At 67.3% G+C, this 24,010-nt stretch carries 22 protein-coding genes; 12 read left to right on the forward strand and 10 right to left on the reverse strand.

Annotated elements, in window-relative coordinates; translation table 11 throughout:
• Positions 1–205: 205 nt before the first annotated feature.
• From glcF to glcD, 3 genes are read right to left on the reverse strand one after another with little or no spacing between them, the layout of a single operon-like run.
• The gene (glcF, locus tag RSO68_RS08765) at positions 206–1,450 is read right to left on the reverse strand and encodes a glycolate oxidase subunit GlcF (protein ID WP_315586311.1); all 1,245 of its coding nucleotides are present in this window, start codon (positions 1,448–1,450) and stop codon (positions 206–208) included.
• Positions 1,451–1,471: 21 nt separating this feature from the next.
• Positions 1,472–2,575: a glycolate oxidase subunit GlcE gene (gene glcE, locus RSO68_RS08770; RefSeq protein ID WP_089846911.1), complete on the reverse strand. Its 1,104-nt coding sequence runs from the start codon at positions 2,573–2,575 to the stop codon at positions 1,472–1,474.
• Between the two features lie 9 nt (positions 2,576–2,584).
• Positions 2,585–4,084 (reverse strand): glycolate oxidase subunit GlcD, encoded by a 1,500-nt coding sequence (glcD, locus tag RSO68_RS08775; protein ID WP_315586312.1) that lies wholly within the window; start codon positions 4,082–4,084, stop codon positions 2,585–2,587.
• Positions 4,085–4,276: 192 nt separating this feature from the next.
• On the opposite strand from glcD, the gene glcC reads away from it, so the two are divergent.
• Positions 4,277–5,056: a transcriptional regulator GlcC gene (gene glcC / locus RSO68_RS08780; RefSeq protein ID WP_315586313.1), complete on the forward strand. Its 780-nt coding sequence runs from the start codon at positions 4,277–4,279 to the stop codon at positions 5,054–5,056.
• Positions 5,057–5,204: 148 nt separating this feature from the next.
• On the opposite strand, the gene RSO68_RS08785 is transcribed toward glcC, so the two are convergent.
• Complete coding sequence (locus RSO68_RS08785) at positions 5,205–6,905, reverse strand: L-lactate permease (protein ID WP_089846905.1); 1,701 nt, start codon at positions 6,903–6,905, stop codon at positions 5,205–5,207.
• 338 nt (positions 6,906–7,243) lie between these two features.
• Between RSO68_RS08785 and RSO68_RS08790 the strand changes: the two genes are divergently transcribed.
• Entirely contained in the window at positions 7,244–7,951 is a 708-nt protein-coding gene (locus tag RSO68_RS08790; RefSeq protein ID WP_089846903.1) for a glutathione S-transferase N-terminal domain-containing protein, read from the forward strand.
• Between the two features lie 268 nt (positions 7,952–8,219).
• Complete coding sequence (locus RSO68_RS08795) at positions 8,220–8,576, forward strand: phasin family protein (protein ID WP_089846901.1); 357 nt, start codon at positions 8,220–8,222, stop codon at positions 8,574–8,576.
• A 151-nt stretch (positions 8,577–8,727) separates the two neighbouring features.
• Here the strand turns inward: RSO68_RS08795 and RSO68_RS08800 are convergent, their stop codons facing one another.
• The gene (locus tag RSO68_RS08800; RefSeq protein ID WP_315586314.1) at positions 8,728–9,351 is read right to left on the reverse strand and encodes a phosphoribosyltransferase; all 624 of its coding nucleotides are present in this window, start codon (positions 9,349–9,351) and stop codon (positions 8,728–8,730) included.
• A gap of 284 nt (positions 9,352–9,635) precedes the next feature.
• Between RSO68_RS08800 and RSO68_RS08805 the strand changes: the two genes are divergently transcribed.
• Both RSO68_RS08805 and RSO68_RS08810 read left to right on the forward strand, forming a co-directional pair.
• The gene (locus tag RSO68_RS08805) at positions 9,636–10,499 is read left to right on the forward strand and encodes a hypothetical protein (RefSeq protein WP_315586315.1); all 864 of its coding nucleotides are present in this window, start codon (positions 9,636–9,638) and stop codon (positions 10,497–10,499) included.
• 189 nt (positions 10,500–10,688) lie between these two features.
• Positions 10,689–12,125, forward strand: a complete 1,437-nt coding sequence (locus tag RSO68_RS08810) for a uracil-xanthine permease family protein (RefSeq protein ID WP_315586316.1) — start codon at positions 10,689–10,691, stop codon at positions 12,123–12,125.
• Between the two features lie 292 nt (positions 12,126–12,417).
• Here the strand turns inward: RSO68_RS08810 and uraD are convergent, their stop codons facing one another.
• Entirely contained in the window at positions 12,418–12,942 is a 525-nt protein-coding gene (gene uraD, locus RSO68_RS08815) for a 2-oxo-4-hydroxy-4-carboxy-5-ureidoimidazoline decarboxylase (protein WP_089846894.1), read from the reverse strand.
• 200 nt (positions 12,943–13,142) lie between these two features.
• Between uraD and uraH the strand changes: the two genes are divergently transcribed.
• The 3 genes from uraH to RSO68_RS08830 all read left to right on the forward strand — a co-directional run bounded on the left by uraH (position 13,143) and on the right by RSO68_RS08830 (position 15,679).
• Complete coding sequence (uraH, locus tag RSO68_RS08820) at positions 13,143–13,496, forward strand: hydroxyisourate hydrolase (RefSeq protein WP_089846892.1); 354 nt, start codon at positions 13,143–13,145, stop codon at positions 13,494–13,496.
• Between the two features lie 76 nt (positions 13,497–13,572).
• Positions 13,573–14,814: a urate hydroxylase PuuD gene (locus RSO68_RS08825; RefSeq protein ID WP_315586317.1), complete on the forward strand. Its 1,242-nt coding sequence runs from the start codon at positions 13,573–13,575 to the stop codon at positions 14,812–14,814.
• A gap of 124 nt (positions 14,815–14,938) precedes the next feature.
• Positions 14,939–15,679, forward strand: coding sequence for a GntR family transcriptional regulator (locus tag RSO68_RS08830; RefSeq protein WP_089846889.1), 741 nt, complete (start codon positions 14,939–14,941; stop codon positions 15,677–15,679).
• A 99-nt stretch (positions 15,680–15,778) separates the two neighbouring features.
• On the opposite strand, the gene RSO68_RS08835 is transcribed toward RSO68_RS08830, so the two are convergent.
• From RSO68_RS08835 to RSO68_RS08845, 3 genes are all read right to left on the reverse strand, one after another.
• Positions 15,779–17,230, reverse strand: coding sequence for an NCS1 family nucleobase:cation symporter-1 (locus RSO68_RS08835; RefSeq protein WP_315586318.1), 1,452 nt, complete (start codon positions 17,228–17,230; stop codon positions 15,779–15,781).
• A gap of 99 nt (positions 17,231–17,329) precedes the next feature.
• Positions 17,330–18,706, reverse strand: a complete 1,377-nt coding sequence (locus RSO68_RS08840; RefSeq protein ID WP_315586319.1) for an NCS1 family transporter — start codon at positions 18,704–18,706, stop codon at positions 17,330–17,332.
• A 111-nt stretch (positions 18,707–18,817) separates the two neighbouring features.
• Complete coding sequence (locus RSO68_RS08845) at positions 18,818–19,564, reverse strand: aspartate/glutamate racemase family protein (protein ID WP_315586320.1); 747 nt, start codon at positions 19,562–19,564, stop codon at positions 18,818–18,820.
• A 430-nt stretch (positions 19,565–19,994) separates the two neighbouring features.
• On the opposite strand from RSO68_RS08845, the gene RSO68_RS08850 reads away from it, so the two are divergent.
• The 4 genes from RSO68_RS08850 (at position 19,995) to RSO68_RS08865 (ending at position 23,190) form a co-directional block, all read left to right on the forward strand.
• Positions 19,995–20,654 carry an aspartate/glutamate racemase family protein gene (locus RSO68_RS08850; protein WP_315586321.1) on the forward strand — a complete coding sequence of 220 codons (660 nt, stop codon included), beginning with the start codon at positions 19,995–19,997 and terminating at the stop codon, positions 20,652–20,654.
• A 147-nt stretch (positions 20,655–20,801) separates the two neighbouring features.
• Entirely contained in the window at positions 20,802–21,734 is a 933-nt protein-coding gene (gene puuE, locus RSO68_RS08855) for an allantoinase PuuE (protein ID WP_089846881.1), read from the forward strand.
• 71 nt (positions 21,735–21,805) lie between these two features.
• The gene (locus tag RSO68_RS08860; protein WP_089846879.1) at positions 21,806–22,342 is read left to right on the forward strand and encodes an ureidoglycolate lyase; all 537 of its coding nucleotides are present in this window, start codon (positions 21,806–21,808) and stop codon (positions 22,340–22,342) included.
• Complete coding sequence (locus RSO68_RS08865) at positions 22,339–23,190, forward strand: bifunctional allantoicase/(S)-ureidoglycine aminohydrolase (protein ID WP_315586322.1); 852 nt, start codon at positions 22,339–22,341, stop codon at positions 23,188–23,190. The genes RSO68_RS08860 and RSO68_RS08865 overlap by 4 nt, the downstream gene beginning before the upstream one ends.
• Before the next feature lie 88 nt (positions 23,191–23,278).
• Here RSO68_RS08865 and RSO68_RS08870 read toward each other — a convergent pair whose 3' ends face one another.
• On the reverse strand, positions 23,279–23,986 hold the full coding sequence (locus tag RSO68_RS08870; RefSeq protein WP_089846875.1) for a GntR family transcriptional regulator: 708 nt from the start codon (positions 23,984–23,986) through the stop codon (positions 23,279–23,281).
• Positions 23,987–24,010 lie beyond the last annotated feature (24 nt).

Consider the following 24,010-nt stretch of genomic DNA (forward strand, 5'->3'; position numbering starts at 1 on the left):
GGCCTCGTCGACGATCTCGATCCAGTGGCGCACCGGGGTGCGGTTGGCGCCGGCCAGGTGGGTCTGGCAGCTGAATGTGTTAGCGCGGTGACGATGCGTCATGCGAGGGCCTCGTCGACGATCTCGATCCAGTGGCGCACCGGGGTGCGGTTGGCGCCGGCCAGGTGGGTCTGGCAGCTGAATGTTTGAGCGCGGTGACGATGCGTCATGCCAGGGCCTCGTCGACGATTTCAATCCAGTGGCGCACCGGGGTGCGGTTGGCGCCGGCCAGGTGGGTCTGGCAACCGATGTTGGCCGTGACGATCACCTCGGGGTGACCGGCCTCCAGCGCATCGAGTTTGTTGTCGCGCAGCTCGGTGGCGAGCGCCGGCTGGGTGACGGAGTAGGTGCCGGCCGAGCCGCAGCAGAGGTGGGCGTCCTGAACGGGGGTGAGGGTGAAGCCGAGCCTGCGCAGCACCTGCTCCACGGCGCCGCTGAGCTTCTGCGCGTGCTGCAGGGTGCAGGGGCAGTGGAAGGCGAGCCGCCGGCTCTCCTTCACCTCCAGAGTGGCGAGGTCTTCATCCCGCAGCACCTCCACGAGATCCTTGGTCAGGGCGCTGATGCGCGTCGCCTTCTCGGCGTAGTCGGGGTCGTCGGCAAGCACCTCGGCGTACTCCTTGACCATCGCCCCGCAGCCGCTGGCCGTCTGCACGATGGCTTCCACGCCGGCCCCGCTCGCCGGTTCGATATGCGGCCACCAGGCGTCGATGTTGGCGCGCATGCGCGCTCGCCCGGCCTCCTGGGCGTTGAGGTGGTAGTCGATGGCGCCGCAGCAACCGGCCTCCGGCGCCGGCGTCAGGCCGATGCCGAGGCGGTCGAGCACCCTGGCGGTGGCGGCGTTGGTGTTGGGCGAGAGGCCGGGCTGCACGCAGCCCTCGAGGATCAGCATCTGGCGCGGGTGGCGCTTGCCCTCGGGGCGCATGCCGGCATCCACCGGGGCCGGCGGCATCTTGCTGGCCAGCGCGCCGGGCACCAGCGGGCGGAAGGTCTGGCCCAGCTTGAGCAGCGCCTTGAAGCGCCCGGGCTCGACCAGCGCCTTGCGCAGCCCGAGGCGCAGGGCGCGGTCGGCGGGCCGGCGCGGCACCCGGCGCTCGATCTCGGCGCGGCCGATGTCGAGCAGCTTGTGGTACTCCACTCCGGAGGGGCAGGTGGTCTCACAGTTGCGGCAGGTGAGGCAGCGGTCGAGGTGTAGCCGAGTTTCCTCGGTGACCTGGTGGTCGTCGTCGCGGCTCTCGAGCATCTCCTTCATCAGGTAGATGCGCCCGCGGGGGCCGTCGCGCTCGTCGCCCAGCAGCTGGTAGGTGGGGCAGGTGGCGTTGCAGAAGCCGCAGTGCACGCAAGTGCGCAGGACCCGGTCGGCCTCGCGGATATGGGGCTTCTGGAGGTCTTCCTCGGTAAAGTGCGTCTGCATCTCGGGCTTCCCCTTCAGGTCTCAGATCGCCGCGTAGAGTCGGCCAGGGTTGAAGATGCCCTTCGGGTCCAGCTGGGCCTTCAGGGCGCGGTGGTACTTCTCCACCACGGGCTCCAGTGGCATGAAGGGGTCGGCCTGGCCCGCGCCCTCGCGGGCACCGAGGCAGGTCGCGTGGCCGCCGGCGCGGGCACAGGCTTCGCGCAGGATGTCCGCGTCTAGGTCGCTGCGCAGCCAGCGCTGGGTGCCGCCCCAGTCGTAGAGCAGGTCCGCCTCGGCGACGCCGGGCAGGTCCAGCGACGGGGTGTTGTGGGGCAGCGAGAGGCGCCACAGGGGGCGCGCGTCATCGCGGGAGAAGAAGCCCAGGCGCTGCTCGCGCAGCGCTTCCCAGAAGCTGTCGTCCAGGTCGTCGCCGCCCAGCCGCTCGCGGGTGGCGGCCACCGAGCTCGGCCCGCCCTCCAGGCGCAGGTGCAGGGCGCCCTCGTGCCAGGCGGCGGCGGTGAGGGGTAGCGGTGAGCGGCCCCACTCGGCGAGCCTCGCCATGGCCTCGGCCCGGGGCATCTCCAGGCGCAGGCTGTGGCGGGCGCCGGGGCGTGGCAGCACCTTGAGCGATACCTCGGTGACCAGCCCCAGGGTGCCCTGGGCGCCGACCATCAGCCGCGACAGGTCATAGCCGGCGACGTTCTTCATCACCTCGCCGCCGAAGCGCTGCTGCTGCCCGTCCTGGGTGATCAGGCGGATGCCCAGCACGAAGTCGCGCACGCTGCCGGCCCAGGGGCGGCGCGGGCCGGAGAGGCCGGTGGCGACCATGCCGCCCACGGTGGCGTTTGCGCCGAAGTAGGGCGGCTCGCAGCCGAGCATCTGGCCCTGCTCGGCCAGGGCAGCCTCGAGCTCGGCCAGCCGCGTACCGGCGCGCACCGAAACGATCAGCTCTACCGGGTCGTAGGAGGTGATGCCGCGGTGTTCCCGGGTCGAGAGCGTCTCGCCCTCGACGGGCCGACCATAGAAGGCCTTGGTGTCACCGCCGACGATGCGCAGCGGGGTGCCCGCCTCGGCGGCCCGGCGCACGCGCTCGCCAAGCGCCTCGCTGATGTCCTGATCGGTCGATGTGGGGCGTGTCTCGGCCATGGGAAATCCTCAGAATCGGGGCAGCTCGGGGTGCGGGAGCTCGTTGTTATGGACGTGCATGGCGCCGAATTCGGCACAGCGGGCCAGCGTCGGGATGTTCTTGCCAGGGTTGAGCAGCCGGCCGGGATCGAAGGCGGCCTTCACCGCATGGAAGACGGTCAGCTCGCTCGGCGCGAACTGGGCGCACATCTGGTTGATCTTCTCGCGGCCCACTCCATGCTCGCCGGTGATCGAGCCGCCCGCCTCGACGCACAGCTCGAGGATCTTGCCGCCGAAGGCCTCGGCCTGCTCAAGCTCGCCTTCGCGGTTGGCATCGAAGAGGATCAGCGGGTGCATGTTGCCGTCGCCGGCGTGGAAGACGTTGGCGACGCGCAGGCCATACGCCTCGGAGAGCTCGGCGATGCCCTTGAGCACCCGCGGCAGTTCGCGACGGGGGATGGTGCCGTCCATGCAGTAGTAGTCGGGCGACATGCGCCCCACCGCCGGGAAGGCGTTCTTGCGTCCTGCCCAGAACAGCGCGCGCTCGGCCTCGTCGCGGGCCTGGCGGATATCGGTGGCGCCGGCCTTCTCGAGCACCGCGCGCACCGTGGCGCAGTCATCGTCGACGTCGGCCTCCACGCCGTCGAGCTCGCAGAGCAGGATGGCCTCGGCCTCGACGGGGTAGCCGGCCTTGACGAAATCCTCGGCGGCGCGGATGGCGAGTTTGTCCATCATCTCGAGCCCGCCGGGGATGATGCCCGCGGCGATGATGTCGCCGACCGCTCGGCCGGCCTTCTCGACGTCGTCGAAGCTCGCCATCAGCACCTTGGCGGTCTCGGGCTTGGGCAGCAGCTTGACGGTGATCTCGGTGACCACGCCGAGCATGCCCTCGGAGCCGGTGAACAGCGCCAGCAGGTCGAGGCCGGGGGCGTCCAGCGCCTCGCTGCCCAGCGTCATGCGCTCGCCCTCGATGGTGATCACCTCCACCTTCATCACGTTGTGCACGGTCAGCCCATACTTCAGGCAGTGCACGCCGCCGGCGTTCTCGGCGACGTTGCCGCCGATCGAACAGGCGATCTGCGACGAAGGGTCGGGGGCGTAGTAGAGGCCGTAGGGCGCCGCCGCCTCCGAGATGGCCAGGTTGCGCACGCCCGGCTGGAGGCGGGCGATGCGGGCATCCGGGTCGACGTCGAGGATGCGATTGAAGCGCGACATCACCAGCAGCACGCCCTGCTCCAGCGGCAGCGCGCCGCCGGAGAGGCCGGTGCCGGCGCCGCGGGTGACCACCGGCACGCCCAGCGCCCGGCAGCGTTTCATCAGCGTCTCGACCTGCTCGAGGGTCTCGGGCAGCGCCACCAGCATCGGCAGCACCCGATAGGCCGCGAGGCCGTCGCACTCGAAGGGACGCAGGTCCTCCTCGCGGTGCAGCAGCGTGAGGCCGGGCGCCGAGCGCTGCAGGTCGGCCAGGACCTCGGCCTTGTCGGTAGGGGCCAGCTCGCCGTCGAGCCGCTCGTCGTAGAGGATGTTCATGGGGCTTCCTCGCTTGCGTGCCCATCGCCCACCCGGGCCGGGCACATGACCTGTTTGGCACCAATCTGTGCCTTAATGGTGGGCGTGTCCAGCGTCTGGTTCGCTGGTCAGACCAGTCGTTAGTTGTATTGTGGAAAGCTTTTCCACAATACACCCTCGAGGCTCGCCCTGGCATCCCCGGAGAGCACGATCATGCCCCGTTACCATGAAGAGCTGCGGATCACCTCGCGCACGCCCGACGCCATCGCGGCCCGGCTCGAGGAGCTGATTCTCGACGGCGTGTTCCGTCCGGGCCAGCTGCTGCCTTCCGAGCGGCGGCTCAGCGAGCGCCTGCAGGTGTCGCGCGCCTCCCTGCGTGAGGGGCTGAGGACGCTGCGCAGCAAGGGCGTCATCGAGACCCGCCAGGGGCGGGGCTCGGTGGTCGCCTCGCTGGTGGCGACGCCGCTGGACTCGCCGCTGATGCATCTCTTCCGCGATCACCCGCGCACCCTGTTCGACCTGCTGGAGGTGCGCTCGCTGCTCGAGGGCGAGTCGGCGAGCCTGGCGGCCAGCCGCGGCACGGCCTCGGACCGGGTGCTGATCACCCGCCGCTACCAGGAGATGGTCGACTACGCGGAGGGCGCCGAGACGATCGATGCCGAGCGCCTGGCGCGCCTGGATCACGGCTTCCACCTGGCCATCTGCCAGGCCTCCCACAATCCGGTACTGGTCCATACCCTCCAGAGCCTGACGGACCTGCTGCTGAGCTCGGTGTTCGCCTCGGTGAAGAATCTCTATCACCGCCCTCGGTCCCGCGAGATGATCAATCGCCAGCACGCCCGGCTGTATCGCGCGGTGGTTGAGGGCAAGCCGGAGCTCGCCCGGCGCGCCGCCCTGGAGCACCTCTCGAGCATCGGCGAGCAGCTGGGCGAGATCGAGGCGGAGGAGCAGCGGCTGGAGCGCTCGGCCATGCGTCTGGAGGGCTGGGAGTAGCGGGGCCGCGTCGGGCGCCTCGAGCGACAGAACGTTCACAAGAACGCTTAAAGAGCGCCCACAAAAAAGCACCGCCCCCACGGCCGGGCCGTGGGGGCGGTGCGTCTTGCGCCACGTCGGTTTGCTGCGTGGCCGGGTTCGCCTGATATCAGCCCAGGCTCAGCAGCGGATCGCCGATGCCCAGCACATAGAAGGCCACCAGGCCGATCGCGCCGGCGGCGACGAGGTAGTAGAGGGTCGGCAGGATGGTCTTGCGGATGGTCTCACCCTCGCGGCCGAGCAGGCCCACGGTAGCGGAGGCCGCAACCACGTTGTGGATGGCGATCATGTTGCCCGCCGCGGCGCCCACGGCCTGCAGGGCGACCATCATGGCGGTGGAGACGCCGAGCTGCTGGGCGACGTTGAACTGGAAGTCGGAGAGCATCAGGTTCGAGACGGTGTTCGACCCGGCGATGAAGGCCCCCAGGGCGCCCACGGCCGGCGCGAAGAGCGGATAGACATCGCCTACTCCATTGGCGACGAGCTGCGCCATGGCTACCGGCATGGAGACCAGGTCGGCGCCGTTGACGCCCGAGTTGATCAGGATGCGCACCATGGGGATGGTGAAGATCAGCACGAAGCCGGCGCCCAGCAGGGTGCGGCTGGATTCGCCGAAGGCCGCCTTGAGCTCACCCAGGCGCATGCGGTGCAGCACGGCGGTGACCAGCACCACCGCCAGCAGGATGCCGCCGGGCAGGTAGAACGGCTGAATGCTGCCGGAGACGCCGGCTTCGCCGAGGATGTTGCTCCAGCCGAAGGCGAAGGAGGTGAGCGCACTCTTGAGCGGCTCGATGGTGCGCGAGGCCACCAGGAAGACGGCCAGCAGCACGTAGGGTACCCAGCCCATGAAGGTGGTGATCGGGGTCTTGCCCACCACGTCTTCGGTCTTGATCACCAGCTTGCCGATCCACTGATCCGGCCAGGCGGAGGAGGGCGGGAAGTCCCAGGTGTCCTTGGGCAGCAGGAAGCCGCGACGGGCCGCCGGTACGACGATGGCCAGGCCCACCATGGCGCCGATCATCGACGGGAATTCCGGCCCCAGCAGCACGCCGGCCAGGGCGTAGGGCACCACGAAGGAAATGCCGGCGAAGAGCGCGAAGGGGGTGATGGAGAGCCCCTCCTTCCAGGAGCGGTTGGCGCCGAAGAAGCGCACCATGATCACCACCATGATCAGCGGCATCAGCACGCCGACGATGGCGTGAATCACCGCGACCTCACCGGCGATCAGGCGGAAGTACTCAAGCCAGCTGGAGCCGCCGGCGTCGAGGGTCTCGGTGATGCCAGCGCGATCCAGGCCACCGGTGACCCCCACCACGATCGGCGTGCCCACGGCGCCGAAGGAGACCGGCGTGGACTGGATCATCATGCCCACCACCACGGCGGCCAGCGCCGGGAAGCCGAGCGCTACCATCAGCGGCGCGGCCACGGCGGCCGGGGTACCGAAGCCCGAGGCGCCCTCGATGAAGCAGCCGAACAACCAGGCGACGATGATCGCCTGCACGCGGCGGTCCGGGCTGATGCCCGAGAAGCCGTTGCGGATGGCGGTGATGCCCCCGGAGTGCTTGAGGGTGTTGAGCAGCAGGATGGCGCCGAAAATGATCCACAGGATCGCCACGGTCAGCATCAGGCCCTGCAGGGTCGAGGCCAAAACCCGGGTGAAGCTCATCTGCCAGGCGAGCAGGCCGATCAGCGCGGTGACCACGAAGACGATGGGCATGGCGACCCTAGCGGCCATACGCAGGCCAATCAGCAGCACGCCGGCCAGCACCAGAGGCACGAAGGCGAGCAGCGCGAGTAAGGTTTCGTTCATGGAGGAGTTCCTTTCGCGTGGGAACGGTGGAGTCTTGGGTGCCCGCTCGGGGCGTGTTGTGGCTGCGACCTTAAGCCCAAGTCGCGGCCCTGACTACTGTTGGAACATTGGTATGACCAATAAGGCTGGCCCCGTGAGCCTCGCTTTTGGCACGTGAAATGATTGTCTATTCAATGGTTTGTCTCGCGCATGGGCGTCTCGCCCAGGCCGCGAGGTGGGCGCGGCGTTAGACTAATGGGCAACTCGCTGTCGCCGGATTACCGCGTGCGCGCGGCGTTGGCGGTGGCCGCAAAGGCTGGCACTATCGAGGACCCTGAACACGACACTGAGGAGGCGGCATGACACGGGTGCTCTATGATCTCTGCGGCATTGACGAGGAGCTGAGGTTCTCGCCCTTCTGCTGGCGGGTGCGCTACGCCCTGGCCCACAAGGGCCTCGAGGTGCAGACGCGGCCCTGGCGCTTCAACGACACCGAGGCCCTGGCCTTCGCCGAGCATGACAAGGTACCGGTGCTGGTCGACGGCGACGAGGTGATCACCGACAGCTACGAGATCCTGCGCTACCTGGATCGCGCCTATCCCGAGGCGCCGCTGCTCGGCGAGGGGCTCGCCGCGGCGCGCGGACGCTTCTTCAAGCACTACGCCGAGCGGGTGATGGCCCCGGCCATGCTGCGCACCATCATCATGGACCTGCTCAACGCGATCCATCCCGACGACCGCGCCTACTTCCGCGAGACCCGCGAGAAGCGCTTCGGCCGCACCCTCGAGGAGTTCCACTCCCCGGCCAAGGGGCTCGCCCAGCTCGATGCCGCCCTGGAGCCGCTGCGCGCCCAGCTCGGCGAGAGCGATTTCCTCGACGGCGACGCCCCGGCCGGCGCCGACTACCTGGTCTTCGGCAACTTCATGTGGGCGCGCTGCGTCTCCAGCGCCGACCTGGTCTCCAACGCCGACCCGGTGCACGGCTGGCTCGAGCGCATGCTCGACCTGCACGACGGCCTGGGGCGCCGGGCCCTGCGCGTCACCGACATCGAGGGCGCCTATCGCTGAGGGGCCGGTCTTTCTACGCTGACGCTTGCCGTTCCGCGGGGGGCGCTCGTCACCCGCGGAGGGCTCTCGTTTCCCGCTGAGGGCGTTTGTGTCACGCGCCGCCTCTCGCCACGCCCGGCCTCGGCCGGGCGTTGTCGTTCTGTGCCGTTCAGGGACCTGGGGCATCGAGCATCGTTGGATGTTGCGCTGCACAAAACAGGCTGCTATGTTGCAATGCAGCACGGGGCCAAATGCCCCCCACGCTGTCCACCACCGATGGAGGTGTTACATGAGCAAGGCAACCACCCAGCAGGCGACCGAACAGCTCGAGTCCACGTTTGTGGCACCCGCCCGCCGTCTCGGCGCCCTCAATCTCGACTACACCGAGAAGCTGGTCGCCGCCCAGTTCGACGCCGTTCGGGCCCTGACCGACATGGGGCTCTCCCAGGCCCGCGGCTGGCTCGACGTGCGTGACGCCGAGGGCCTGAAGAAGGCCGTGGACACCCAGCAGAAGGCCAGCCAGCACATGGGCGAGCGACTGCGTGGCGATGCCGAGAAGATCATGAGCCTGGGCCAGGCATACGTTCGCGAGAGCCAGAAGCTCGCCGAGGACGGCCTCAAGGCCGCCACGCCGGCCACCAAGTAAGGCACACCTTCGCTTGCCGCTCTCGCGCCACCGATAGGGGGAGCTGACGATGCGACGCTTCACGGGCGCCACCTGCGGGTGGCGCCCGTTTGCGTGAGGGGCCCGCTTTCGTTGCCTTTGTTGCGGCGGCTCGGATCCCCCGCGCCACGGCTCAGTCGCGTTCGTGTCCCAGCAGCGCGATCACCTCCTCGTCCTCCACCTGGCCGAAGTCGGCGAAGAACTGCCCCACGGCGCGAAAGTCTCGGGAGGTCTCCAGGCAGATCACCTCATCGGCCAGCGACTCGAGGCGTGCCACGGTCTCGGGTGGCGCCGCCCCCAGGGCGGCGATCAGCCGCCGCGGGCGGCGGTCCCGCAGGGCGGTAAGGGCGGCCGCCATGGTCGCCCCGGTGGCGCTGCCGTCGTCCACCACCACCACGATGCGCCCCCCGGGGTCGATGGCCGAGCGCACCGGGGTATAGCGCCGGCGGCGCTCCTCGATCAGGCCGCGCTGGTGTTCCACCTCACGATTCACCGCGTCCTCACGATAGTGCTCGGCGGCGGGCTCGAGTGCCACGCGGCCGTTCTCATCGACCGCGCCGATGGCGTACTCCGGGTTTCCCGGCGCGCCCACCTTGCGCACCAGCACCACGTCCAGTTCGCCGTGCAGGGCATCGGCCATCCATCGCCCCATGGGCACGGCGCCGCGGGGGATGGCCAGTATCAGCGGGTTCTCGGTCTTCAGGTAGGCGAGGCGGTCGATGAGGTGCTCGGCCGCCTCGCGGCGATCACGAAACATGGCGGGCTCCCGGCAGGCAGGTGTCCTCTCAGTGTAGGTCCCTCTTCCCGGCGGTCGCCCCTTCGGATCACGGCGATGGTCCCACGCGGCCGTCTCATCGGCAGGCGCCGGCCGGCCGCCCTACCTCAGGGATGTGTCCCGTTTATGTATTTAACGGAAATCATTTCCAGTATACAAAGTTGTTAGGTAATGTTGGCCATGTTGTCCGGCCGATGGCGACATCTTTGGATTCGCGTCGGCACGGAACGGTCTCGGTATAACACCAACAACCGGAGATGCTTCCCATGTCCCTCAGCTCTTCTACGCCGTTGGCCGCGGGTGCGGCCCTGTGTCTCGCCGTCGCGTCCGTCACGGCTCAGGCCGCCACCTGGAGCGATACCTCCATCGGCTATCGCTACGGCACCCAGTTCCAGGAACCTGGAAACTCCGATGACGTCGCCAAGCACGTCCTGCAGCTCACCCACGCGAGCGGTTATTCGCTGGGCCAGAACTTCTTCAACCTCGACCTGCTGCAGTCCGACAGCGCCGATCCGGCCCGCAACAGCGACGAGGGGGCCACCGAGGCCTATCTGGTCTATCGGCACCAGCTGCACGTCGGCAAGGTGTTCGATGAGCCGCTCGCCTTCGGGCCGGTGAAGGACGTGGCGCTGAGCGGCGGCTTCGATCTCAATACCAAGAACACTAATTTCGCGCCGCGCAAGCGGCAGCTGCTGCTGGGCCCGACCCTGAAGTTCGATGTGCCCAGGGGCTTTCTCGACCTCAGCCTTCTCTACTCCTACGAGTGGAACCACTGCGGCCTCGATGCCTGCGCGGCGTCGGGCAACGAGACCGACATCAGCTTCGACCCCTACTATCAGCTCAACCTGGCCTGGGGCCTGCCGTTCCAGGCGGGGGCGCTGCCGATGAAGTTTCAGGGCTTCTACAACCTCAACGGCGAGAAGGGCGACGACTACTTCGGTGCCGAGACCGCGGCCGAGCAGCTGATGCGCAGCTCGCTGATGCTCGACGTGGGGCAACTCGGCGGCATGGGGGAGAACACCCTCTGGGTCGGCGCCGGCTACGAGTACTGGCGCAACAAGTTCGGCAATCAGAACAAGCCGGGCGTGGATACCGATGCCCTGATGCTCCAGCTGGAGTGGCATCTCTAAGTCAGCCCGCGCAGGCGAGGCCCGAGGGCCATCGTGACCTGCTGACGGCGGAAAAATGTATACCTTAAGAGCTGTCAGTTGTGTACGACTTTGTATTTAGTTGCATTTCAAATCGTACGACACTGTGGCAGCTTGTCTGGCTACAACAATTACCGCTCTCCTCCCCATAACAACAGCAGTGGTTCAACCATGCCAACCAATCCCAGGAACACCTCGATCTTCGATTTCCACGGCAGGCCACCCTTCGTGAAGGCCCTGCCGCTCTCTCTGCAGCACGTGCTGGCGATGATTGCCGGCGTCATCACGCCGCCGATCATCATCGCCGGCGTGGTGGGGGCGACCCCGGGAGAGAAACTGCTGCTGATCCAGATCGCCGTGCTGGCTTCGGGGATCTGCACCCTGTTCCATCTCTATGGCGTCTGGAAGTTCGGTGCCCGCCTGCCGGCCATCTTCGGCGTGGGCTTCGCCTACGTGCCGACCCTGATCGCGGTCGGCGGCCAGTTCGGTATCGAGGGCATCCTCGGCGCCCAGCTGATCGGCGGCATCACCATGATGGTGGTGGGCTACTTCATCCAGTACATCCGCCATCTGTTCCCGCCGGTCGTCGCGGGCACCGTGGTGCTGGTGATCGGCCTGTCGCTCTATGACATCTCGATTCGCTACATGGCCGGCAGCGGCAACGTCAACGCGCCGAACTTCGGCGAGCCGCTCAACTGGATGGTGGGCATCGTCACGCTGCTGACCGTGTTGGTGGCCTCGCAGTTTGGGCGCGGCGTGGTCAAGCTCTCGGCGATCATCGTCGGCATCCTGGTCGGCTACCTGCTGTCGCTGTCGCTGGGCATGGTCAGCTTCGAGGCCGTGGCCAACGCCAGCTGGATCGCCGTGCCGGAAGTGATGCCTTTCGAGATGGAGTTCCACACCGCGGCCATCGTCTCCATGGTGGTGATCTGCGTGATCAACTCGGTGCAGACCATCGGTGACCTGTCGGCCACCAGCGTGGCGGGCATGAACCGTGAGCTGAAGACCAAGGAGCTGACCGGTGGCCTGCTGGGCAACGGCCTGACCACCGCGGCGAGCTCCTTCTTCGGCGCCCTGCCGACCTCCACCTTCAGCCAGAACGTCGGCATCGTGGCCATGACCAAGGTGATCAGCCGCTCGGTACTGGCCATCGCCGGGGTGTTCATGATCGCGGCAGGGCTCAGTCCCAAGTTCGGCGCCATCATGACCACCATTCCCTACCCGGTGCTCGGCGGTGCCACCATCACGGTGTTCGGCATGATCACCATGACCGGCATCCAGCTGCTGATCAAAGACGAGCTTTCCGCCCGCAACATGACCATCGTCGGGCTGGCGCTGGCGCTGAGCCTGGGGATCTCCTCGGTGCCGTCGGCCATCGAGCAGTTCCCGGCGATGCTGCAGAACGTGATCGGCGGCGCGCCCATCGTGGTGGCGGCGATCACCGCCTTCGTGCTCAACATCGTGCTGCCGAAGAAGTCGCTGTCTGACGAGGCCCGAGAGCGCGAGGAGATCGCCAAGGCGGATGCCGAGGCGGCCGCCGCGGCGGCTGGCGAGTCCGTCGACGACGGCAATGGCCACTCGGCCAAGATCGCCGGCGCATCGAAGTAACGACGCGACGAGCGACTCAGCGGAAGTAGAGCGCGGGCGCCCGGCCGATTCTTGGCCGGGTGCCCGCGCCTTCGTGTCTGGAGGGTGCATCGTCGCGGGGTGAGAGGTGGCGACACGCGGCGATACGCGGGCATTCAGGAGCGCTCGCGACTCGTCGGCCGGCTTTCATCGCGGTCATGGCCAGTCTCGCCGGTCGCCGAGCCGGCATAAAAAGCGAGCTGCCGGCAGGCCGGCAGCTCGCATGTGCAGGGGCGATCTCGGCTGTCCCCGAGGACGCCGATTCGCCTGGGATTCAGCCCAGGCGGGCCTCGAGGCGGAAGCGGGCGATGCGGTTGATCTGCTCCACCGCGGTGCGGCGCTCCTCGGCCGGATCGTTCTCCAGGCGCGTCTCGAAGGCGGCCAGGATGTCGTGGCGGTCATTGCCCTTGACGGCCATCACGAAGGGGAAGCCAAACTTCTCCTTGTAGGCGGCGTTGAGGCGCTCGAACCGCGCCATCTCCTCGGGCGTGCACTGGTCCAGGCCGGCGCCGGCCTGCTCGCGAGTGGAGTCGTCGGTGAGCTCCCCGGCGATGGCCGCCTTGCCGGCCAGGTCCGGGTGGGCGCGGATCACCTCGAGCTGGCGCTCTGGGGAGGCGCTGGCGAGCACTCGTCCCATGGCCTCGGCGAGGCCATGGGGGGTGTCCTGTTCGCTGCCAAGCCCCTGCTGCCAGGCCAGCTCGGCCACCCAGGGGGAGTGTTCGTAGATCTCGCCGTACTGCTCGATAAAGCGCGCCTGATCGAGCTCGCTGGGGCGAGGAGAAAGGGTGTTGTCGCTCATGCCGTGACCTCCGTTGCGGGTGGTGATGCGTGTCTCGCAAGACAGACTTCGACTGTATACAAAAAATGCTTTGAAATGTACTCCCTTTCGAGCTAAAAATGTGTGTATCGCCATCCGGGGGAAGACGCCCGGCAGTACCATTCACTTGCTTGCCGGCCACCCGCGCCATGGGAGCCGGCTATCGCGGAGAGGAGAGACTCATGGGACGCTTGACCACACACGTGCTGGACACGGCACAGGGCCGGCCGGGGCAGGGCATTCGCATCGAGGTCTATCGCATCGAGGGCGAGAGCCGCAGCCGCATCGGCGAGGTCGTGACCAACGACGACGGCCGTTGCGACGCGCCGATCCTGGAGGGCGAGGCCCTCACGACGGGTGAATACGAGCTGGTCTTCCACGCCGGTGAATACCTCGATCGCCAGGGCCTGGCCGGCGACACCCCGCGCTTTCTCGACGTGATTCCGCTGCGCTTCGGCGTCGCCGACGCCTCCCAGCACTATCACGTGCCGCTGCTGGTATCGCCCTACAGCTACTCCACCTATCGCGGCAGCTGAGCCCACTCGGCGCCGCCTGCCCGGGTCTCCCCCTGCCCGGGCGATGACTAACAACGCACAAGACGAGAGCTGACTCATGCAAGCGTATCTACTGGACTTTGCCAACCTCCTGCTACGGTGGTTGCATGTGATCGCCGCCGTCGCTTGGATCGGCGAGTCCATCTACTTCGTGATGCTGGACAACGGCCTGCGACCGCCCAAGGCGGACGAGGACAAGAAGAAGGGCGTATTCGGCGAGATGTGGGCCGTGCACGGCGGCGGCTTCTACCACAACCAGAAGTACGCCAGTGCCCCGGCCAAGCTGCCCGCCGATCTGCACTGGTCGTTCTGGAAGGCCTATACCACCTGGCTCTCCGGTTTCGGCCTGTTCGTGCTGCTCTACATGACCAACCCCGGCTTCTATCTGGTCAACCCGGGCAGCGACTGGGCCTGGGCCGCCGAGCTGACCGGCTGGCAGGCCAACGCCGTGGCGCTGCTCTTCCTGCTGTCGGGCTGGGTGGTCTACAACGAGCTGTGCAAGCGCATCAGCCCCAACATGGAACGCGACGGCATCCTGAGTCTGGCCGTGGCGGTGATGATGGTGGTGGTCGCCTACCTGAGCACCCAGATCTTCGCCGGCCGCGCCGCCTTCCTGCTCACCGGTGCAGTGATGGCCACCGCCATGTCGGCCAACGTCTTCTTCTGGATCATCCCGGGCCAGCGCCGCATGGTGAAGGCGATGAAGGCCGGCGAGACCCCGAACCCGATCGACGGCAAGCGCGGTAAGCAGCGTTCGGTTCACAACACCTACTTCACGCTGCCGGTAGTGCTGCTGATGCTCAGCAACCACTACTCCTTCACCTACACCCATGAGCTCTCCTGGGTGATCATGGCGCTGTTCATCTTCGCCGGCGCGCTGATCCGCCAGTTCTTCGTGCTGATGCACGCGGGCTCGATCCAGCCGGCCTATCCGGCCGCGGGCGTCGCGCTGATCCTGGTGGCGATCTGGGTCGGTGCACCGACCGGCAACGACAACGTGGCTGCCGCTCACTCCGTGTCCTCCTCGGCGAACGACGAGGAGCGGGTGCTGGCCGCATCGAGCTCGCTCAGCGAGGTGCACGAGATCATCGAGCAGCGCTGCGTGAGCTGTCACGCCCAGGCGCCTGAGCATGCCGGCTTCGCCGCGGCACCGGCCGGGGTGATCCTCGAGACCGAGGAGCAGCTGCTGCGCCAGATCGATCAGGTCCGGCAGGTGGTGGCGAGCGGCTACATGCCGCTGGGCAACATCACCCAGATGACCGATGCGGAGCGTGCCGAGGTGGCCGCCTGGACCCCGTGAGCTGAGGTCGCGCCATTCCGACGTTGACAGCCGCCCGCCATTTTGGCGGGCGGCTGTCGTGTTGGGGACCGAAAAGCGTATACAATGACTGGAATATCGGGTTTTTCACGGAGGCGTAGCGTCCATGAACCAGCGTCAGTTCGTTGCCGAGGGCAAGTCCAGCGACGGCGGCGGTCGCTCCGGCAAGAACGGCGACGGCACCAAGCGTCACGAGGCGATCTACCAGTCTATCAGCGATGCGATCATCGAGCATCGCCTCAAGCCCGGGGCGCGCCTTCGCGAGGACGCCCTGGCCGAGGTGTTCGGTGTCAGCCGCACCGGGATTCGCAAGATCCTGCAGCGCCTGGCCCTGGAACACCTGGTGACCCTGACGCCGCGCCGCGGGGCCAGCGTGACGCGGCCTACCGCCGACGAGGCCAAGGACGTCTTCGATGCGCGGCTGATGGTCGAGTGCGGCCTGATGCCCGAGATCGCCAGGCGCATCACCGACGAGGATGCGATCGCGCTGCGCGACATGGCCATGCGCGAGCGCCAGGCCCTGAGAGCCGGCGAGCAGAGCACGGCGATCCGGCTCTCGGCGGATTTCCATACGCGCCTGGCGAGCATCTCGGGCAACGCCACCCTGGCCGGCTTCGTCGAGGGGCTCTGCTCGCGCTCCTCGCTGATCCTCGCCGTCTACGGCAACGCCGGCCACCTGGGCTGCGAGTCCCACGACCACGACGACCTGATCGGTTATCTCGAGGCCGGCAACGGCGAGCGTGCCGAGGCCTTCATGGGCCGGCACCTGAAGGCCATCGAGGCCTCGCTGTCGATCCACGTCGAGGAGGACGAGGCGCCGGACCTGTTCGAGATCTTCTCCGGCTAGCGCCGCTCCTTGCCCCGCGAACGACGACGCGCCCCGTGCCATCGGCACGGGGCGCGTCGCGTTGTGGGGCCGGGAAGGGCGGGACCCGCTACGACGGGCTCAGGAGTGAGCGGCGATCGGCTCTCGCTGGGTATGCATCAGCAGGAAGTAGAAGGCGCCGCCCAGGGCCGCCCCGATCAGCCAGGCGTAGCCGCCCAGCGCTTCCAGGGCCGGCACCCACACCGAGGAGATCGAGAACAGCGCGGCCAGGCCGAAGGCAGCCAGCGCCCGCTTGTTCCAGCCCTTGACGTAGTGGTAGGCGCCGTCGGGGTCGCTGGAGAACATGTCCTGGATGTTCAGGCGCTGGTGCTTCACCAGGTAGTAGTCGACCACGATGATGCCGTAGAAGGGAGCCACGATGGCGCCCAGGGCGTTGACGAAACCGGCGATGCCGATCTGGCTGATCACCGAGACCCACAGCGCTCCGACAAAGAACGCCACCCCGGCGGTGATCAGGCCGCCGATGCGAAAGCTGATCTTGCTTGGGAAGAGGTTGGCCAGGTCATAGGCCGGCGGAATGAAGTTGGCCACCAGGTTGATGCCCACGGTGGCGGCGAAGAAGGTGATCGCGGCGATGATGGTCAGCGGCAGCGAGTCGACCCGCTCGATGATGTCCGAGGGATTGGTCAGGGTCTCGCCGAACAGCGCCAGGGTGCCGGCGGTGATGATCAGCGCGATGAACGAGAAGAAGGCGACGTTGAGCGGCAGGCCCAGCAGGTTGCCAAGCTTCATCTCGCGCTCGCTCCTGACGAAGCGGGTGAAGTCGCCGAAGTTGATCACTACCGCGGCGAAGTAGGCGATCATGGTGCCGGTGATGGCCAGGAAGGCACCGATGGCACTGCCCTGGTACTCGCTCTCGCCGCTGAAGATGGTGCCCACCGCGGGCAGCAGGTCGCTGCCGGCCTGGAACCAGACGATGATCATCAGCGCCACCATCACCACGTAGACCAGTGGTCCCGCCCAGTTGAGGAAGTGCTTGATCTTCTCGATGCCCTGCCAGAACAGCGCGATCTGGAAGACCCAGACGATCACGAAGGAGAGCCAGCCGATCAGCGACATGCCGAGAAACTGGCCGCCGGGATCGCCGAACAGCGCGGTGAGCAGCAGCGCCATCGCGGTGGAGGCGAAGTAGGTCTGCACCCCGTACCAGAAGATGCCGATGATGGCGCGCAGCATCGCCGGGAAGTTGGCGCCGCGTACCCCCATGCTGGCGCGGATCATCACCGGGAAGGGGATGCCGTACTTGACGCTCGGCTTGCCGGTCAGGTTGACCAGCCACATCACCACGATGCCGGCCAGGATGATCGCCGCCATCACCGCCCAGCCGTTGAGGCCGTAGGAGATGAACAGCGAGGCCGCCAGGGTGTAGCCGAACAGGCTCTGGATGTCGTTCGACCAGACGTTGAAGATCTCGAACCAGCCCCAGTTGCGGTCGCGTTTCTTGATCGGGGCCAGGTCCTCGTTGTAGAGGCTCGGGTCGCGATGCTGGATCTCCAGCTCTTGGTCCGTCATGTCCGTCATGGGAGAGGCCTTGTGGTCTTGTGGTGATCCCGGCCCCTTCCGTCGGGAAGGGGCCGGGCGGCAGGGGACGCTATCGCCGTTTTCGGCGCATCACTGGCAGAAGCGCTGGCAGGGGGCCCAGTGCTTCATCAGCAGGTAGTAGGTGAGGCCGGCCGGAATCAGGCTGGCGTACCAGGAGACGGAGGAGAAGGAGAGGGCGGCGGCGATGCCCACGGCGGTAGCGATCAGGGCCGCCGGGTTGACGCCGCGGTAAGGCCCCTGCTCGTCGTAGAGCTTGCCGAGGTCCAGGGTGCGGCGGCGCACCAGGTAGTAGTCGACTACCAGGATGGCGAAGATCGGGCCGAGGAAGGCGGAGTAGGTCTGCACGAACAGCTGCAGGCCGTCGGCGGAGTCCGGCTGCACCAGCTCCCAGGGGAAGGTCGCGAAGGCCAGCAGGCCGACGATCACGGTGGCGGTGCGGAACTTCAGCTTGAAGGCGTCCATCAGCACGTAGGTTGGCGGCACCACGTTGTTGAGCACGTTGGTGGTCACCTGGGCGAAGGCGATGAACAGCAGGGTGGTCATCAGCAGCGGGGTGTTGTCCACGGCGTTGGCGAACACCTGGACGGGGTCGGCGACGCCGGTGGCCTCGGAGACCATGTAGCCGATCAGGCCCATGAACAGGGTGCAGGGCAGGATCGACATGGCGTAGAGGGTTGTCAGAAGGCCCGGGCCGCTGCCCTCCTTGTGCTCGCGGGAGTAGTCGCTGACGTTGAGCATCATGGTGCTGTAGATGCCCAGGAACAGCATGGTGGCGCCCCAGAAGGGCATCCCCCAGGAGCCTTCCATGGTCAGCATGCTGGCCGAGAGCTCGTCGCCGTAGCGCTGCACGGTGCTATAGAACATGTAGACCAGCGAGGCCAGGATGAAGGCGCTGCCGATGTTTTCCAGCCACTTGATGCCCTGGAAGCCCAGCACCGACAGGGCGATCTGCAGGAACTGGAAGGTGATGAAGAAGAAGATCAGGTTGTCGAAGCCGAACAGGGTCGCCGAGACCATGTTCAGCGCGCCGGCGCCGATCCAGCTCTGGAAGCCGTACCAGACGATGGCGGGCACGGCGCGCACCAGCCCCGGCAGGCGGGTGCCGGCGAAGCCGAAGGCGCTGCGCGCCTGGACCATGAAGGGGATGCCGTACTTGTAGCCGGCGGCGCCGTTCAGGGCCAGGGCGATGCCGATCACGAAGCAGCCGATGGCGATCGCCAGGGTCGCCTGCAGCAGGTTCAGCGTGCCGACCACGCTGGAGCCCATGGTGAAGGTGCCGATCGAGACGCAACCGCCGAACCAGGCCAGCAGGTAGGAGGTGCGCCCCATGATGCGGGTCTTCTGGGGGGCCAGCGATTCGCTGCCGGCGGCCTTGGTGTCGTGGGAGGCGTCGTGGGTCACCCGGGTATCATCGCCGGGGGCGGCGCGGGAAGTCGAGAGTGTCATGGTGCTCTCCTCGCAAGATGCTGCAGTCGTTGTGGTTGTTGTCCGACCCGCTCGGGGGCCGGGGGCGCTTGCGGTGCGCTACCGGCGGGACCGGCGATGCAAGCGTCGGCGTCAGCGCAGGCCGGCGCCGTGGGAAAGGTGCTCGAAGCGCCCGGTGAAGGCCTTGGCGCGCGGGAAGGCGAGATCGCCCACCTTGCTGGTGCCGAGTCCCAGGCCGACCAGCGCCTCGCTGAGCTTGACCGCCGCGGTCACGCCCTCGACCACCGGCAGGCCGACGGCCTCGCTGATCTCGTCGGTGAGGTCGGCCATGCCGCCGCAGCCCAGCACGATGGCGCCGATGCCATCCTCGTCCCGGGCGCGGCGGCCCTCTTCGATGATGCGGGTGAGCGCGGCGTCGCCGTCGTCTTCCAGGTCGAGCACCGGGATCTCGGCGGCGCGGACCCGCCGGCAGTGATGGCCGAAGCCGTACTGCTCGAGCAGGTGCTCGGCGATGATGCCGGTGCGGCCCAGGGTGGTGACCACCGAGAAGCGGGTGCTGATCAGCGTGGCCATGTGGAAGGCCGCCTCGGCGATGCCGATCACCGGGGCCCGGGTCAGCTCGCGGGCGGCCAGCAGGCCCGGATCGCCGAAGCAGGCGATGATATAGGCATCCACGCCGTCGCGCTCGCCGGCCATCACTTCTTCGAGCACGCCGACGGCGCTGATGGCCTCGTCGAAGTGACTCTCGATGGAGACCGGCCCGTGCGCCGGCTGGGTGGAGGTGATAACGGTGCCGGGGGCGGCGATGCCCTGAGCGGCGCTACCGATGGTGTCGGTCATGCCGCGGGTGGTGTTGGGGTTGATGACGCGAATCTGCATGGGGTCTCTCGCTGTGTCGTTATTCTTGTGAACAAGGAATTTGTTTCTTGTACACAAAATAGGACGGCGAGATCGGCAAATCAAGTCCGAATCGGGTGGCAGGTGTGTCCAATAAACCCATTAAAATCAGTAATATAAATAATAGTTAGAGAAAATTTCGTGACCTCATTCTGTGTATACAATTAAGCGTCTATATCTTGTCTGCCAAAATGCATACATTTTTAATTGTGTAATGAATACAATGATGGTGATGACGATTCGCCGCTCCTGCCACCGGCTCCTGTCAGGGTCGGCTATTGCCGAGCGAGACGCTGAGGCAGGCAGCGTGGCGTGAGACGAGGGGGGCACTTACCTCTCGGTCGGGGGTTGATTTCTTGTATACAAAAACGGATTCTGAGGGACGCGCCTCAGCTTTACCGGAGGAGACGCGATGCGCCTGCTGATGCTCAACGGCAACACCAATGCCGCCATGACCGCCGCCATGGCCACCCGGGCCAGGGCGTTTCTCGGCGAGGCGGTCGAGGTGGATGCCGAGACGGCCGAGCAGGGCGTGGCCTACATCGGCTCGCGGCGCGACTGTGCCCTGGCCGGCGCCGCCGTGGTGGCGAGCCTCGAGGCGCGTGCCGCGCAGGAGTATGAGGCCGTGCTGCTGGCCTGCTTCGGCGAGCCGGGGGTGGCGGCGGTGCGCGAGATCAGTTCGGTGCCGGTGGTTGGACTGCTCGAGGCCTCGGTGCTCTCGGCGCTGCAGCTCGGCGCGCGCTTCGCGATCGTGACGCCGGGGCACCGCTGGCCGCGGATGATCGAGGACGTGCTGCACGACCTGGGCGCCGCTCGCCACTGCCTCGGCATCACGCCGGTGGAGATCGGCGACCTGTCCCTGCCGGCCGAGCGCGATGCCGCCCGCGAGCGGGTCCAGGCGGCCGTCGACGATCAGCAGGCGCGGCTATCGCCCGACGCGATCATCGTTGGCGGCGCCGCCTTTGCCGGCCTGGCCGCGGAGCTCTCCGCGCCCCCCGGGACCCGGCTGATCGACTCCCTGGACGCCGGCCTGGCCCAGAGCCTGGCGCTGATGCGGCTGACCGCCGACTGAAGGTGGGGATCTTGCAACTATAATGGGCACACTCTATCCTTTTATTGTATACATTTAGTGTTGCTCAAAATGGCCGCTATGTGCCATCGAGCCAGCCCCTAACAATCGGCCCTAACACCCGGCCTCTAACAAGAAGGAAGCTACGCCATGACCTCACCGATCCGAGGCGACTATCCGCGTGACCTGATCGGCTATGGCCGCACGCCGCCCCAGGCCAACTGGCCCGGCAAGGCGCGCATCGCCGTGCAGTTCGTGCTCAATTACGAAGAGGGCGGCGAGAACTGCGTGCTGCATGGCGACGAGGGCTCCGAGCAGTTCCTCTCCGAGATCATCGGCGCACCCTCCTTCCCCGATCGCCATCTGAGCATGGAGTCGATCTACGAGTACGGTTCCCGCACGGGCGTGTGGCGGATCCTGCGCGAGTTCGAGCGTCGCGGCCTGCCGCTGACCGTGTTCGGCGTGGCCATGGCGCTGGAGCGCAACCCCGAGGTGGCCCACGCCTTCAAGGAGCTGGGGCACGAGATCGCCTGCCACGGCTATCGCTGGATCCACTACCAGAACGTCCCGGAAGAGCTCGAGCGCGAGCACATGCGCAAGGCGATCGAGATCTTCCAGTCGCTGTACGGCGAGAAGCCGCTGGGCTGGTACACCGGCCGCGACAGCCCCAACACGCGCCGTCTGGTGCTCGACGAGGGCAACTTCCTCTACGACAGCGACTACTACGGCGACGACCTGCCGTTCTGGACCCGCGAGGCGGACAGCCAGGGCCAGGAGCGTAGTCACCTGGTGGTGCCCTACACCCTGGACACCAACGACATGCGCTTCGCCGCTCCCCAGGGGTTCAACACCGCGGATCACTTCTTTACCTACCTGCGTGATGCCTTCGACGTGCTCTATGCCGAGGGTGAGGACACCCCGAAGATGCTTTCCGTGGGCATGCACTGCCGGCTGCTCGGCCGTCCCGGACGCTTCCGCGCCCTGCAGCGCTTCCTCGACCACATCGAGGCCCACGATCGCGTCTGGGTCACCCGCCGCGTGGACATCGCCCGCCACTGGGCCGATCACCACCCGGCGCCCTGAGTCGGCGTCATACACCGCGCCGGGGCAGGCGGTTCGCCGCCCGCCCCGGCCTGCATTCTTCAGGAGCCGTCATGCTTGAACTCGAGGCCCAGCCCCTCACCCCGGAGGCCTTCGCGCCCTTTGGCGACGTGATCGATACGCGCACGTCTGACTACTTTCACATCAACGCCGGCCGCACCCGGCGCTACCACGACCTGGCCCGGGTCGAGACCCTCGGCGAGCAGGCCCACACGCTGATCAGCATCTTCGTCAGCCAGCCGGTCGAGGCGCCCCTCGAGCTGCCGTTCCTCGAGCGTCATCCCCAGGGCAGCCAGGCCTTCGTGCCGATGCACGAGGAGCGCTTCATCGTGGTGGTGGCGCCGCCCGGCGAGGCCATCGAGCCCGCCGCGGTGCGCGCCTTCGTGACCGACGGCCGTCAGGGCGTCAACTACCGCGCCGGTACCTGGCACGCCATCCAGTCGGTGCTCGAGCGCGAGGGCGAGTTCCTGGTGGTCGATCGCGGCGGCGAGGGCAACAACTGCGACGAGTACCCCATCGACATCCGCGTGACCCTGCCGCAAGGCGAGGCCGTCGCGCCGACCAGTAGCGAACAGGAGTCCACTTCATGAGTCAGCCGCGTAGGTCCTCTCACCAGTACTATGCCCCCCAGGGCGGCCACCCGAGCCAGAAGGTGATGACTACCGACCGCGCCATGTTCACCGAGGCCTTCGCGGTCATCCCCAAGGGCGTGTATCGCGACATCGTCACCAGCAAGCTGCCGCACTGGGAGAACACCCGGCTGTGGGTGCTGTCGCGTCCGCTCTCCGGCTTCGCCGAGACCTTCTCCCAGTACATCATGGAGGTCTCCCCGGGCGGCGGCAGCGAGCGTCCCGAGACCGATGCCGGTGCCGAGGGTGTACTGTTCGTGGTGGACGGCGAGATGACGCTGACCCTCAAAGGCGAAAAGCACCGCATGGTGCCCGGCGGCTACGCCTTCCTGCCGCCCGGCAGCGACTGGCAGCTGCGCAACGAGGCCGACGCCCCGGTGCGCTTCCATTGGATCCGCAAGGCCTACGAGTACGTCGACGGCATCGACGTGCCCGAGGCCTTCGTGGTCAACGAGAACGACATCGCGCCGACGGTGATGCCGGACTGCAACGAGGTATGGGCCACCACCCGCTTCGTCGACCCGGACGACCTGCGCCACGACATGCACGTGACCATCGTCACCTTCCAGCCCGGCGGCGTGATCCCCTTCGACGAGACCCACGTCATGGAGCACGGCCTCTACGTGCTCGAGGGCAAGGCGGTCTACCACCTCAACCAGCAGTGGGTCGAGGTCGAGGCCGGCGACTACATGTGGCTGCGCGCCTTCTGCCCGCAGGCCTGCTATGCGGGCGGCCCGGGGCCCTTCCGCTACCTGCTCTACAAGGACGTCAACCGGCATATGGCGCTGCCCTACAGCCAGCGCCGCTGAGGCTGAGGCCACGACTGCGCGACACGACGACACCCGCCAACAGGCGGGTGTCGTCGCTGTGGGGGAGGGTTGTGGAATAGGCGAGGCGTCAGTCGCGATTGATCTGGGTGATCGACTCGCCGGTGTGCTGGACGTGATCGGCGAGCAGGCGCCGCGCCCGCTCGCCGTCGCGAGCCTTCAGGGCCTCGAGGATGGCGCGGTGCTCGTCGGTGGACTCCTGCCAGCGGCCGATGCGCTCCAGCGCCAGGTAGCGGGCACGCTCCAGGCGGCCGAGCAGCCGTCGGTGGGTCTCCTCCAGCACTGGGTTCTTGGCGCCGGCCACCAGCAGGGCATGGATCCGCTGGTTGAGCGCGAAGTAGCCGTCCCGGTCGCCCTTCTCGTGGAGCTTCTCCAGGCGCTCCTGCAGGGCCTCCAGCTGCTTGAGCTCGGTGTTGGTCATGCGCTCGGCGGCCAGGCTCACGGCGAGGCTCTCGATGCCGGCCTCGACCTCGAACAGGTGCTCGAGCTCGCGGGGGTCGATCCGCGTGACCACGGCATTACGGTTGCGCCGCGTGGCGATCAGGCCGTCGCTTGCCAGCATGCGCAGCGCCTCGCGCAGCGGCGTGCGGGAGATGCCCAGCTGCTCGCAGAGCGCCGGCTCGGCGATGCGCTCGCCGGGGGCCAGCTCACCGCGCACGATCATGCGCTGCAGCACCTCGTAGGCCTCCTGGGCCAGTGAGGTGGTCTGGATGCGGCGCCGGCCGGGCGGCGAGTCGGCGATGTCGGGTGCGGGGACGGCATCGCTGTCCATGGTCATGGGCAGGGCCTCCTTGGAGGGGCA

Source organism: Halomonas saccharevitans, assembly GCF_032333995.1.
Taxonomy (GTDB): Bacteria; Pseudomonadota; Gammaproteobacteria; order Pseudomonadales; family Halomonadaceae; genus Halomonas; species Halomonas saccharevitans.